At 70.9% G+C, this 13,261-nt stretch carries 11 protein-coding genes and 1 pseudogene; 9 read left to right on the top strand and 3 right to left on the bottom strand.

Annotated features, from left to right (window positions below):
* The first annotated feature begins 1 nt into the window (after position 1).
* Both WH85_RS21840 and WH85_RS54170 read left to right on the top strand, forming a co-directional pair.
* On the top strand, positions 2-484 hold the full coding sequence (locus WH85_RS21840) for a Rieske (2Fe-2S) protein (protein ID WP_045743799.1): 483 nt from the start codon (positions 2-4) through the stop codon (positions 482-484).
* A gap of 268 nt (positions 485-752) precedes the next feature.
* Positions 753-1,904: pseudogene (locus WH85_RS54170) on the top strand (RNA-guided endonuclease InsQ/TnpB family protein); the annotation flags it as partial.
* Positions 1,905-2,036: 132 nt separating this feature from the next.
* Here the strand turns inward: WH85_RS54170 and WH85_RS53060 are convergent.
* Positions 2,037-2,312, bottom strand: a complete 276-nt coding sequence (locus tag WH85_RS53060) for a hypothetical protein (protein WP_169792475.1) — start codon at positions 2,310-2,312, stop codon at positions 2,037-2,039.
* Positions 2,313-2,357: 45 nt separating this feature from the next.
* Here WH85_RS53060 and WH85_RS53055 point away from each other — a divergent pair, with 45 nt between their 5' ends.
* Entirely contained in the window at positions 2,358-2,792 is a 435-nt protein-coding gene (locus WH85_RS53055; protein WP_052720640.1) for a MarR family winged helix-turn-helix transcriptional regulator, read from the top strand.
* A 70-nt stretch (positions 2,793-2,862) separates the two neighbouring features.
* On the top strand, positions 2,863-3,228 hold the full coding sequence (locus WH85_RS21825; RefSeq protein WP_045743796.1) for a VOC family protein: 366 nt from the start codon (positions 2,863-2,865) through the stop codon (positions 3,226-3,228).
* Between the two features lie 106 nt (positions 3,229-3,334).
* On the opposite strand, the gene WH85_RS21820 is transcribed toward WH85_RS21825, so the two are convergent.
* Positions 3,335-4,936, bottom strand: a complete 1,602-nt coding sequence (locus tag WH85_RS21820; RefSeq protein ID WP_157411144.1) for a xylulokinase — start codon at positions 4,934-4,936, stop codon at positions 3,335-3,337.
* 22 nt (positions 4,937-4,958) lie between these two features.
* Positions 4,959-6,266 (bottom strand): acetamidase/formamidase family protein, encoded by a 1,308-nt coding sequence (locus WH85_RS21815; protein ID WP_045743795.1) that lies wholly within the window; start codon positions 6,264-6,266, stop codon positions 4,959-4,961.
* 280 nt (positions 6,267-6,546) lie between these two features.
* Here WH85_RS21815 and WH85_RS21810 point away from each other — a divergent pair, with 280 nt between their 5' ends.
* The 5 genes from WH85_RS21810 to WH85_RS21790 all read left to right on the top strand — a co-directional run bounded on the left by WH85_RS21810 (position 6,547) and on the right by WH85_RS21790 (position 13,212).
* Positions 6,547-9,630 (top strand): S8 family peptidase, encoded by a 3,084-nt coding sequence (locus tag WH85_RS21810; protein ID WP_169792476.1) that lies wholly within the window; start codon positions 6,547-6,549, stop codon positions 9,628-9,630.
* Between the two features lie 170 nt (positions 9,631-9,800).
* Complete coding sequence (locus tag WH85_RS21805) at positions 9,801-10,259, top strand: DoxX family protein (RefSeq protein WP_045743794.1); 459 nt, start codon at positions 9,801-9,803, stop codon at positions 10,257-10,259.
* A gap of 153 nt (positions 10,260-10,412) precedes the next feature.
* Positions 10,413-10,829 carry a nitroreductase/quinone reductase family protein gene (locus WH85_RS21800; protein ID WP_045743850.1) on the top strand — a complete coding sequence of 139 codons (417 nt, stop codon included), beginning with the start codon at positions 10,413-10,415 and terminating at the stop codon, positions 10,827-10,829.
* 180 nt (positions 10,830-11,009) lie between these two features.
* Positions 11,010-11,411, top strand: coding sequence for an ATP-binding protein (locus tag WH85_RS21795; RefSeq protein ID WP_045743849.1), 402 nt, complete (start codon positions 11,010-11,012; stop codon positions 11,409-11,411).
* Between the two features lie 58 nt (positions 11,412-11,469).
* The gene (locus tag WH85_RS21790; protein WP_045743793.1) at positions 11,470-13,212 is read left to right on the top strand and encodes a GAF domain-containing SpoIIE family protein phosphatase; all 1,743 of its coding nucleotides are present in this window, start codon (positions 11,470-11,472) and stop codon (positions 13,210-13,212) included.
* The last annotated feature ends 49 nt before the right edge of the window (positions 13,213-13,261 follow it).

The following is a 13,261-nucleotide window of genomic DNA, read 5'->3' as shown; positions in this document are numbered from 1 at the left end:
GATGACTATGAACGGCGTCGACAGGCGGGCGATGCTGCACATGGCCGCTGGGGTGACCGGGGCCGGGGCGCTGCTGGCCGGATGCGGCTCGGACTCCGGCACCGAGTCGGAGACGACGGCCAGCACGACCACCGGAGCGACGGCCACGACCACGGCGACGGCGTCGGCCGCAGCGACAGCGAGCGCGGCGGCCGGCAGCGACAGCGAGGTCATCACCGCCGCCGCCGACGTCCCGGTCAAGGGCGGCGTGATCACCACCGATTACGTGGTGACGCAGCCAGAGGCCGGGACGTACAAGGCGTTCAGCAACATCTGCACCCATCAGGGGTGCGTGGTCTCCTCGGTCGCCGACAACACGATCACCTGTAAGTGCCACAACAGCACGTTCTCCAGCTCGACCGGCGAACCGACCGGCGGCCCGGCGACGAAGGCACTGGCCGAGATCAGCGTCGAGGAGTCCGGCGGCAACATCGTCAAGGCCTGAGGGTGCGCGGGCCTTCTGCCGAAGTCGGGCGAGAGTGCTGCCGCTTCGGTGGCAGGTAAAATCCTGCTCGGAAGGGTGATCTTTTTCCATCGGATGGGCTGCGCACATATATTTCGATGCGTGGCCGGATACCGGACGGATTGTGGGGCAGGGGACAGTCTTGGGTACCGCCTTGCGTCGTGTTGTCCGTCGGGGACGTGTCGGCCGTGACGCTCCGGGAGTGCGTGGAGACCCGGTGGGAACGTTCATGGCGTAAGGACCCGAAGGCGTGAACGTCAATCGCGGGTATGTTCGCCGTCTGGTCCTGACTTGCGGGCAGGTTGCCGCCCTTGACGAGCAGGGTCATGCCGCGCGGGCGATGTGGAACCTGTTGCACGCCTGGTGGACGTGGGGTGGAAGGAACCGCCGGTCGGCTCTGAAGCAGGCCGATGAGGCGATCCGGCAGGCCCGTAAGGACATCGGCTGGCTGGCCGTTCTCCCGGCTCAGGCCGCGCAGCAGGTCCTGAAGACGTATGTCACGGCGTGGAGGAACTGCTGGAAAGGCCGGGCGTGCGCCCCGCAGTTCAAGAGCCGCATCCGGTCCCGGATGGCGGTGGATGTCCCGCAGGGCGGCGAACTCGCCGTGACCCGCCTGTCCCGGCATGTCGGTCAGGTCAGGATTCCGAAGATCGGCGTCGTCCGGTTCCGTTGGTCCGGTCCGATTCCCGGCGCCGGACGAGAGCGGGGCCGGATCACCGGTGCCCGGATCGTCAAAGACGTCCTCGGCTGGCACATCGTGTTCCGCACCGAGGTCGAGTCGCCGGTGCCCGCCCGGCACGAAGGCCCTGCGGTCGGTATCGACCGGGGCATCAACGTCGCTCTGGCCTTATCGGACGGTGAGGACCAGACCCACGGTGCGTGGATCAGGCCGAAGGAAGCCGAACGGCTGCTCAGGCTGGAACGCAAAGCGGCCAGGCAGAACCGGGAACGTAGTAAGCCGTTCGAAAAGACGTCGAACAGGCTGCGCCGTACGTACGGCCAGATCGCCGGGGCCCGCGCGAGAATCAAGCGCCGCCGCAGCGACTGGCAGCACAAGACCACCACCACGATCGCACAGCGATACGGCATCGTGGTGGTGGAGGACCTGCGGGTCTCCACCATGGTCCGTTCCGCGAAGGGGACCACCCTGACTCAGGGCGTCAATGTACGGCAGAAGGCCGGGCTGAACCGATCGATGTTGAACGAGGCGCACGCCCGAACGGTGGAGATGCTGACATACAAACTGGTGGAACGGGGCGGGCAGTTGTTGAAGGTCCCGCCCGCGTACACGTCGCAGACGTGTTCGGCGTGCGGACATCGAGATCGGCAGTCCCGTAAGGGTGTGGCGTTCGTCTGCACGTCATGCGGCTGGGCCGGTCACGCCGATACGAACGCCGCCGTGAACATCGTGAACGCGGCAGGGCTTGCCGTGTCGGGACGCGGAGCCTGCGAAGTTGCGGGCTGTGAAACGTCAACCACCCAGAGCGCGGCTGACCGTCTTTGGGTATCTGCCCTCTCCCGGGGACAGAGGAGGTCATTCGAAGGACGATGTCGACGTCGACGCGACGTTGATCAGCAGCAGGGTGAGGCCGAGGGCGACCGGCCACAGGATCAGGCCGGCGTAGGCGCCCACCGAAGTGTCCGCCCGCCCGGACCGCCGGTGCCAGGCGCCCAGGATCAGGCAGGCCAGCAGTGCCCCGCCGAGGAACGCGCCGGCCGCGACCGGGTTCGGGACGAGCAGGAGGCCGGCGGCGGCCACGATCCAGATGGCCAGTGCCTGGGTCATGCCCAGGGGAACGCTCTGTTGCATCGGCCCACCCTACGAACCGTGTCAAAACCATGTCAGGATGCTGACATGACTTCTGGGGTGGGCGATCTCGATCTGTCGGTGGGGTACGCGTTGAAGCAGGCCGCGGCGGCCCTGCGGACCGCGATGGATGCGGAGCTGCGGCCGCTGGGACTGTCCGTTCCGCAGTATTCCTGCCTGGAGCTGCTCGGGCAGCGACCGGGTCTGTCCGCGGCCGAGCTGGCGCGGGGCGTGTTCGTCACCCGGCAGTCGATGCACGCGCTGCTGCTCGGTCTGGAGGAGCGCGGCCTGCTGGCCCGGGCGTCGTCCGCCCCGCAGGGCCGGGCGCTGCCGACCCGGCTCACCGATGCCGGCCGGGAGGTCCTCACCGAGGCCAGCCGGACGGTCGCCGCGGTCGAGCGCCGGATGACCGAGGCGTTGAGCGACGGCGGCCGGGAGCGCCTGCAGGCTGATCTGGCGGCGTGCGTGCGGGCGCTGAGTTGACGATGTCAGGATCCTGACATAGCGTGGTGCATGTCAGGATCCTGACATATGTACGTCTGAGGAGATCACCATGGCCGTCACCGGACTCGACTTCTACTCCCTGCAGGCCCGCGACCTGGAGGCGACCGCCGCCTTCTACGAGAAGCACCTGGGCCTGCGCCGCGCACCGGTCAGCCCGCCGCACGCCGTGGTCTTCGCGACCGAGCCGATCCCGTTCGCGGTCCGCGAGCCGGTCCCCGGCACCGACCTCGCGGCGGGGCAGCCGGGCCTCGGCGTCGCCCTCTGGCTGCACGCCGACAACGCCCAGGAACTGCACGACGACCTGCTGGCCGCCGGGGTCCGGATCGTCACCGCCCCGATCGACGGACCGTTCGGCCGCACCTTCACCTTCGAAGACCTCAACGGGTACGCGGTGACCGTCCACGACAAGCGCTGAACCGGCCCGGGCCCGGGGTGGCGCCGCCCGCCCTCGGCTCGTCCTCGTCGGGCCGCGTGGCGTCCACGGTGACGGCGCCGGCGTGGCCCGGCGCCGCCCGTCGTGCTCAGCTGTGGTCGACCGCCGCCTGCTGGACCGGCAGCGCCGCGACGTAGCGCGTCATGAACGCGTCGAAGCCGGCCACGTCGGCCGCGTCCGGCGCCACGGTGTCCAGGCGGGCGTCCGCGAACACCGCGGTGGTGAGGAAGTCGTCCAGGCTCTGGCCCGCGGAGCGCTGCGTGACGAAACCGGCGAGCACCGCGATGCCCCACGCGCCGCCCTCGGCGGCCAGGTCACCCACCGACACCGGAGTGTCGATCGCGGCGGCCAGCAGTCTCTGCGCGACGCCCTCGGTCTTGAACAGGCCGCCGTGCGCGAACATCCGGTCCAGCTGCACGTTCTCCGACTTCTGCAGCACGTCCATGCCGATGCGCAAGGTCGCCAGGGCGGCGTACAGCTGCACCCGCATGAAGGAGGCCAGGCTCAGCGTGCTGCCCGGCTCGCGCAGGAACAGCGGACGGCCCTCGTGCAGCTTGGTGATCGGCTCGCCGGACAGGTTGTTGAACGCCATCAGGCCGCCGCCGTCGGGGGCACCGTTCAGCGCCGCCTTGAACAGGGTCTCGAAGACGGTGCCGCTGTCCTGCTCGATGCCCAGCGCCGCGGTGAACTCGGCGAACAGGCCGGCCCACGCGTTCAGCTCGCTGGCGCCGTTGTTGCAGTGCACCATCGCCACCAGGTCACCGGCCGGCGTGGTCACCAGGTCGATCTCCGGGTGCACCCGGCTCAGCTCGCCGTCCAGCACGATCATGGCGAAGATGCTGGTGCCGGCGCTGACGTTGCCGGTGCGGCGGGCCACCGAGTTGGTCGCCACCATGCCGGTGCCGGCGTCACCCTCCGGCGGGCACATGGTCGCGCCCGGCGCCAGCGTGCCGCTCGGGTCGAGCAGCGCGGCACCCGCCGCGGTCAGCTCACCGGCCGCCTCACCCGCGGGCAGCACGGCGGGCAGCAGCTCGGCCAGCTTGTGCGGCACCCGCCCGGCGGCCAGCTCGTCGAACTGCGCGAGCATCCGCGCGTCGTACGTGCCGGTGGCGATGTCGATCGGGAACACGCCGCTGGCGTCGCCGACACCGAGCACCTGGCGGCCGCTGAGCTTCCAGTGCACGTACCCGGCGAGGGTGGTGAGGTGGGCGATCCGGCCCAGGTGCTCCTCGCCGTTCAGCACGGCCTGGTGCAGGTGCGCGATGCTCCACCGGTGCGGGATGTTGAACCCGAACAGGCCGCTCAGCTCCTCGGACGCCGCACCGGTGTTGGTGTTGCGCCAGGTGCGGAACGGGGTGAGGATCTCGCCCTCGGCGTCGAACGCGAGGTAGCCGTGCATCATCGCGGAGACGCCGAGCGCGCCGACGGTCCGCAGCGCGACGCCGTGCCTGGCCTGCACGTCGGCGGCGAGCGCGGCGAAACAGCCCTGCAGACCCTCCCAGACCGCCTCCAGAGAGTAGGTCCAGACCCGGTCGACGAACTGGTTCTCCCAGTCGTGACTGCCGACCGCGATCGCCTCGTGGCCGGGGCCGGTCAGGACGGCCTTGATCCGGGTCGACCCCAGCTCGATCCCGAGGGCGGTCCGGCCCTGTTCGATGGCCTCACGCACACCGGTTTCTGTGTCAGTCATCGTCATGTTGTACCGCACCCGGTCAGAAGTGATCCTTCGGGATCACCGCGTGCACCCCGACGGTGCGGTCCACGACCTGGGAGACCTGGAAATCGGCGGCCGCGGACAGGTACGCGTACGCGATCGCCCGGTGCATGCCGAGGTCGTGCTCGAGGAAGTCGAGGGCGTTGACCACCGCCCGCCGCATCGCCACGTCGAGGTCGGTGCCCTGTCCGCCGCCCAGCGAGCCGTCCGGGTCGGAGAGCCCGATCGGCACCCAGGCGTCCGGCGTCTCGGCGAACGGGTACCCGAACGCCACCGACGGCGCGCCCTTGCGGCCCCTCTTGACCACCGTCAGCCGGTAGGTGGCCCGCAGCGACCCCTCCATCGCGGTCAGCGCCACCTCGCCGTTACCCATCGCCATGTGCGGGTCGCCGACGTAGAACAGCGCCCCTTCGGCGAAGACCGGCAGATAGAAGGTGGCGCCCCGGCCCAGCAGGTTGATGTCGATGTTGCCGCCGCCGAGGGTGGGCGGGATCGAGTTGAGGGCCGGGTCGGTCAGTCCGGGCGCGTCGGTGAAGGCCACCCCCATCATCCCCATGAACGGGTTCAGCGGGAACGCGGCGCCGGGCAGGACGCCGGTGAGCGCGCCCTTGCGTGTGGTGCGGACCGGGGTGAAGACCGAGACGTTGCCGTAGCGGCGGGGGTCGCCGGTCGCCCGGCCGTCCGACTCCACCGGCGGCATGATGTCGGCCTCGGTGATCCCGGCGGGCACCGCGCCGCCGGCCAGGCGGGGGAGGGCGCCCTTGCCGTGGCGGCTGGAGATGACGCCGTACGGCACGCGGGGCAGTGCCGACAACACCTCGATCTTGAGTACGTCGCCCGGCGCGGCGCCGTCCACGTGGATCGGCCCGGTGACCACGTGCGGCCCGTCGACGTCGAAGTTCCGCGTCGTCCGGTCGTAGTCACGGGCGATCGCGATCGCGTCGGTGAGCACGCTGTCCCGGTTCACGCCCTGCCGCCGGAACCACTCGACCGGGTCGCGGCCCTGGTCCTCGAGGATGCCCTCGTGCGAGACGGTGTCGACGGTGACGGTCTCGCCGGACCGCATCCGCAGGACCGGCGCGCTGCCGGTGGACGGCACGTATCCCCAGCGCACCTCGTCCGGCCGGGACCGCAGGTAGTGCTTGCCGTCGATCGGTCCCTTCCCGGGTTGCAGGATCCCGGCGCTCCGGCCGCCGGCGATCGCCGGTCCGGACCCCGCGGTGACGCCGGCACCGAGCGCCGCGACAGCCGTGATGAGGGTACGCCGCCCGAGCGCCGCCACCAGTGCATCCTTGATCTTGTCCATGCCCGTCAGTCCTAAGGTGACCGTGTGTCGCCCGCGTCGCGCGTCGATGACGAGCCGGTGAACCGGGTGGACGGCCGTCCATATGTGAAATTGATTTCCATGAAGGCTGGCGTCCGTAACATTTCGCGGGCAAACTCCATGATCGGATCGACCTGCGGCGATGACCATTCTGGATGGTCGGCGGCGGGGAGAGCTCTGTCCTGAGGGAGGCGCGCGGCGCCCGGCCCGCGCCACCGCGCCCGGCCGGACGCCGGCGTGCGGCATGGAGGAGGCAGCCCGCGTGGGCTCAGTTAATTTCAGCAGGCGGCTCGCCGCCATGGCCGGCATCGGCGTCCTGATGGGCGTCACCGGTGTCGGCAGCGTTCCGGGGGCGGCTGCCGCCCCGGGGCTCCGGGATACGTTCGAGCCGGTCCCGGCCGGATCCAAGATCACGAACCTGCCGGCCGGGATGCGGGACCGTCAGGTCACCGTGATGGTGGAGCTGGACGCGGACCCGGTGGCGGTGGTCGACGCCGAGGCGGCGACGCCGCTGACGACCGCCCAGAAGAAGCAGCGCCGGGACCGGATCCGTGCGGACCAGGCGCCGGTCGAGAAGAAGGCCCGCCAGCTCGGCGGCACCGTGCTCGGCGCGTACCAGCACGCGTACAACGGCATCAAGGTCCGGGTCGCCGCCGGTGAGCTGGCGACGCTTGCCGCGGCGCCCGGCGTGGTCGAGGTGCACGCGCTGCAGCTGGTCAAGCCGGACAACACCCGGGGTGTGCCGATGATCGGCGCGCCGGCGGTGTGGAGCGCCCCGGACAACCTCCGCGGTGAGGGCATCAAGGTCGCGGTGCTGGACACCGGCATCGACTACACGCACGCCGACTTCGGCGGTCCGGGCACCTCCGCGGCGTACGAGACCGCGCACGCCACCGAGACCGCGGCGGCCGACCCGGCGCTGTTCGGCCCGAAGGCCCCGAAGGTCAAGGGTGGCATCGACCTGGTCGGTGACAGCTACAACGCCGACCCGGCCAGCGCGTCGTACCAGCCGGTGCCGAAGCCGGACGCGAACCCGCTGGACTGCGGCGGCCACGGCACCCACGTGGCCGGCACCATCGGCGGTTACGGGGTGCTCGGCGACGGGTCCACGTACCGGGGCGGGTACGACACCACCACGATCAACGCCCAGTCCTGGCTGGTCGGGCCGGGCGTCGCGCCGAAGGCGGACCTGTACGCGGTCCGCGTCTTCGGCTGCGACGGCTCCACCGACATGACGGTGGACGCCATCGAGTGGGCCGTCGCCAACGACATGGACGTCATCAACATGTCGCTCGGTTCGCCGTTCGGCACCGCGGACGCCCCGGAGTCGGTCGCCGCGGACAACGCCTCCAAGGACGGCGTGATCGTCGTCGCGTCGGCCGGCAACTCGGGCCCGGCGCCGTACATCACCGGCAGCCCGGCCGCCTCGACCAGCACGATCAGTGTGGCGGCCAGCGACCCGACCCCGGCGTTCCCGGGCGCCACGCTCGGCGGCCTGGGTCTGAACGCGATCAACGCCAACGGCGCCACCTTCGCCGACGGCCTGTCCGCGCCGATCAAGGTGGTCGGCAACGGCGCCGGTGGCATCGCGCTGGGCTGCAGCACCGCGGAGTTCGCCGCGGCCGGGGTGTCCGGGGCGATCGCCGTGGTCGCCCGCGGCACCTGCGCCCGGGTCGCCAAGGCGATCTACGGTCAGGCCGCCGGCGCGGTCGCGGTGATCCAGGTGAACAACGTGGATGCGCTGCCGCCGTACGAGGGCCCGATCGCCACCAACCCGGACACCGGTGAGGCGGCGATCGTCACCATCCCGTTCCTGGGTGTGCCGTCGACGGCGGCCGCCGCGCTGCTCGCCGCGGACGGCTCGACGATCACGCTGGACAACCTGAACCTGGAGAACCCGGGCTACAAGGGCACCGCGAGCTTCTCCTCGGGTGGCGCGCGGACCGGTGACAGCTGGCTCAAGCCGGACGTCACCGCCCCGGGTGTCAGCATCTTCTCGGCCGCGGTCGGCACCGGCAACGGCACGGTCGGCATGTCCGGCACGTCGATGGCGGCCCCGAACACCGCCGGTCAGGCGGCCCTGGTCAAGCAGGCCCACCCGGACTGGCGCAAGGTTGAGTACTGGAAGGCGGCGATCGTCAACACCGCCGACCCGGCGGGCGTCTCCGACTACACCACGCGGGTCGACGGCGCGGGCCTGATCCAGGCGCCCGGTGCGGTGAACACCCAGGTCGTCGCGCTCGGCGACAAGGGCACGTCCACGCTGAACTACGGCTTCGCCGAGCTGGACAAGAACTACACCAAGCGCAAGGTCGTCAAGGTCAAGAACCTGGGCAAGGCCAAGCAGACCTTCACCGTCACGGCGACGCTGCCGTCCGGCAGTGCGCACAAGGTCAAGCTGTCCAAGACCACCGTGACGCTGGCCGGCAAGGGCGAGACCGAGGTCGGCGTGACCCTCGAGGTGCCGGCCGCGACCGCGGGCGACGCCAGTGCCTTCCGGGACGTCGCCGGCCTGATCACGCTCACCCCGGTGGGCAAGGCCAACGACGGTGTCGCGTTGCGGGTGCCGTACTACCTGGTGCCGCAGGCCGTGTCGAAGATCAGCACGGCGGTGGACGCGAACGCGCTCAGCCGCAAGGGTTCGGCCACCGCGACGGTGACCAACAAGAAGGGCGTGGTCGCCGGCTCCGCCGACGTGTTCGCCTGGGGCCTGTCCGACGGTCGGGACGCGGCCGGTGCGGCGGACCTGAAGGCGGTCGGTGTGCAGAGCCTGCCCGCCGACGGTGCCGTCTCCTTCGCGATCAGCACCCACAACCGGCTGTCGAACGCCGCCCGCAACGAGTTCGACGTGTACGTGGACGTCGACGGCGACAAGACGGACGACTACCTGGTCGTCGGCGCGGACTACGGCCTGCTGACCACCGGGGACCTGACCGGTGAGCTGGTCACCGCGGTGTTCGACCTGCGGACCGGCGGCGGCACGCTGGAGTTCTACGCCGATGCCCCGTACGACAGCAGCACGATCGTGCTGCCGGTGCTGGTCTCGCAGCTCTGCGAGGACGGCTCGCCGTGCCTGTCGGCGGACAACCCGCGTCTGACGTACCACGTGGAGAGCGTCGGCATCGTCGACGGCAACGACGACGTGATCGCCGGGTCGGCGAGCTTCAACGCGTTCGCGCCGGCGATCACCACCGGCGCGGTCGGTGAGGTGGCGCCGAACCGCAGCGCCACCCAGAAGATCACGCTGAACCGTGCCGAGTTCGCCACGACTCGGGCCCTGGGCCTGATGGTCGTCAGCCACGACAACGCCAGTGCCACCGAGGCTCAGCTGATCCCGGTGCGCTGACCCGCGGCGTCACGAGACGCGGCCCGGAACCGTTTAACGGTTCCGGGCCGCTTTTCGTATGTTCCGGACATGTGACAGGGGCTTAAAGATTTATAGCCATCAATTGAAGTGACAAGCTCAAGCACCTATCGTCAGCGGAACGTTCCCCAACGTTACATCGAGGAGTCTCAATGTCCGAGCGTTTCGCCCCGATCGTGTGGCCCCTGTTCCGCGCCACGGTCGGCCTGCTGTTCGCCTGTCACGGGCTCGCCAGCCTCTTCGGCGTCCTGGGCGGCAGCCGCGGCACCGGCGAGCCGGTCCCGGTCGGCACCTGGCCCGGCTGGTACGCCGCCGTGATCCAGCTCGTCTGCGGCCTGCTCGTGCTGGCCGGACTCCTCACCCGCCCCGCGGCGCTGCTCGCGTCCGGCTCGATGGCCTACGCCTACTTCGTCGTGCACCAGCCGGACGGCCTGATGCCGATCCAGAACGGCGGGGTCAACGCCGCCCTCTACGCCTGGACATTCCTCGCCGTCGCCGCCCTCGGCGCCGGGCAGTGGTCACTCGACGCGCTGATCGCCCGCCGCCGCGGCGCCACGCCGGACAGTGCACGCGAGCCGAACGTCACCCCGGCGGTGTCCAGCAAGGTCTGACCCGGCGCCGGTCCCGGCCGGTGCCGCCACTGGCGCCTGCTTTTCGCGTACGCGACGAAGAGCGCGCGTGACGCACCGGCCCGGACCACCGTGGAACGACACGGACATCAATCCTCCGCGGGGAAATTCCCGGAAGCAACTATCATGGCCGCCATGGCTTCCTTCAACGACACGGTGATCGAGAATTTCCGCGCCAACGACGGCGTGCTCGGCGAGTACTGGGAGGGCAAGACCACCCTCCTGCTGCACACCCCCGGCCGCAAATCGGGCAAGAACTTCGTCAACCCGCTCGTCGCGGCCCCCGACGGTGACACCTACCTGCTGTGCGGCAGCGCCGCCGGTGCGCCCGCCGACCCGCAGTGGGTCGCCAACCTGGAAGCCCTCGAGGGCCCGGTCACCATCGAACTCGGCGCCGAGACCCTGACAGCCGGCCACAAGGTCGTCCGCCCCGGCGACGAGGGCTGGGAGCGGCTCTACGGCGTGTGGCGCGAGTACTGGCCGGCCGCCGCCGAGTACGAGACCAAGACCGACCGCAAGTTCCCGGTCGTCGTGATCACCCCCAACCGCTGACGTGACACCGCGCGGTGAGCCGGCCCACCCGGCTCACCGCGATGAACCCGCCGGGTGCACGCGCCCGTACAGTCCGGTGTCCGGCACTTTCCCGGATCTCGTACCGTGAATCATGGGTTTCCTGAATTCGGCCGGGAAACTGCCGATCTGCGGTACCACAGGGCCGGACGGGAGGTGCGTGTGCCGATCGAGGTACTCCGATTGCCGCTGCGGCACGGCGATCCGTCGGCGCCGGTCCGGCACCTGGTCCGTGACCTGCTCGACCCGTGGTGCCCGCCGGAAGCACTCGGCGACGTCCTGGCCGTCGTCTCGGAACTCGTGCACAACGTCACCCGGCACACCCCCGGCGGCGGCGAACTGGTCCTCACCGTCGCGGCGGGCGACCTGCTGATCGAGGTGACCGACGGCGACACCGCCCTGCCCGTCGCCCGGCCACCCGACCCGCGCCGCATCGGCGGCCGCGGCCTGCTGCTGGTCGCCGGACTCGCCCGGGAATGGGGCGCCCGCCCGATCCTGGACGGCAAAGTGGTGTGGGCACGACTCCCGCTGCCCGGCGTCTGCGGTTCCGGAACCGCCGCCTGACGGTTGTTACTCTTCAACCGTTCTCTCGACGGCGAGAGGCCGGCCGGGAGGGAAACAAGTGCAGCAGAACGGTGACCTCGACCGGCTCGACGCCGTGACCCGCACCGGCCTCAGCGCGACACCCGACCCGATGTTCGACCGTTTCGCCGACATGGTCCGCGCCATCCTGCGGGTCCCGGTGGCCCTGGTCTCCCTGGTCCAGCACGACCGGCAGGTCTTCCCCGGCGCCCGCGGCCTCGCCGAACCCTGGCTCGGCCGCCGCCAGACCCCGCTGTCCCACTCGTTCTGCCGCCACGTCGTGGCCACCGCGGAACCCCTCGTGGTCACCGACGCCCGCACCGACCCGCGCGTCGCCGGCAACCTGGCCATCACCGACCTGTCCGTGGTCGGCTACGCCGGGATGCCCCTCACCGACACCGACGGGCACGTCCTCGGCTCCCTGTGCGCCATCGACACCGCACCCCGGCAGTGGACCGGCGCCGAACTGGACCTGCTCGCCGACCTAGCCGCGGCCTGCTCGGACAGCCTGCGCCTGCGGATCGCCACCAGCGCCGCCCTGCACCGGGCGCGGGCCGCGGCGGACGTGGTCGACCGCAGCCAACTCCTGCTGCGAGCCAGCGTCACACTGGCCGACACCAGCACCGTCACCGACGTCGTCCAGGCCGTCCGCGACCTGATGACCAGCACCCTGGACCCGGACTACGTCGGCGTGTCCCTGCTCGACGACGACGGGCGCGTCGGCCTGCGATCCGGCGAACTACTACCGGAAGCGGTCGCGGACCGCTGGCACCGGTACCCGGGCACAGCCGCCACGCCGTCGGCGCTCGCAGCCCGCACCGGCCGACCGATCCTGCTGCCCGACCTCACCACAGTCGCCGCACTGACCCCGGACGCCGCCGGCACCTTCCGCGAGATGGGCTGGCAGTCCGGCGCCGCCCTGCCACTACCCGGCCCGGCCGGACCGGTCGGCGCGCTGACCTTCGTGTGGAAACAGCCCCGCCGGCTCGACGAAGCCGACCAGGCGGTCCTCGCCGCCCTCGCCGGATACGTCGCGCACGCCCTGCACCGCGCCGACTACCTGCACTCCCGGGAACAGGTCGGCGAACAACTCCAGCGCGCACTACTCAGCGACATCCCGGCGGCACCGCCGTTCGAACTGGCCGCCCGGTACGAACCGGCCGCCCGCGGCGAACACGTCGGCGGCGACTGGTACGACGCGGTCCGGCTCGCCGACGACCACCTCGCCCTGGTCGTCGGCGACGTGGCCGGCCACGACATGCACGCCGCGGCGCGCATGGGACAGATGCGCAGCATGCTCCGGGCGTACATCGCCGACCGGCACGAACCGCCGTCCGCCCTGCTGCGCCGCCTCGACGGGGCCATGCAGATCCTCGGCGACCGGACCCCGGCCACGGCGATCCTCGCGTACGTGCAGCCCGGCCGCACCGGACACCGGGTGCAATGGGCCAACGCCGGGCACCCGGTGCCACTGCTCGTCGAAGCGGACGGGACGGTCAGCCCACTGCACGGCCGGGACGTGATGCTCGGGGTGGTACGCCACACCCCGCGGAACAACCACAGCCACGACCTGCCGGCGGGCGCGACCCTGCTGCTCTACACCGACGGACTGGTCGAGAACCGGACCGAGGTGCTCGACGACCGGATCGACCAGCTGGGCGGGGCGTTACGGGGACTCGCGGGAGCGCCGCTGCCGGAACTGCTCGACGAAGTGCTCACCCGGTTCGCCGGAGACGACCACGAGGACGACGTCGCGTTGCTCGCCCTGCGTACCCCCGGCTGATCGTTTTCCGCCCTCTTCGCCAACCTGAGCGCGGCGCTACCGGCGGCGC

Source organism: Actinoplanes rectilineatus, assembly GCF_000962825.1.
GTDB lineage: Bacteria > Actinomycetota > Actinomycetes > Mycobacteriales > Micromonosporaceae > Actinoplanes > Actinoplanes rectilineatus.
The sequence above is the reverse complement of the archived record's forward strand: the minus strand, read 5'-3'. Positions and strand labels throughout refer to the sequence as shown.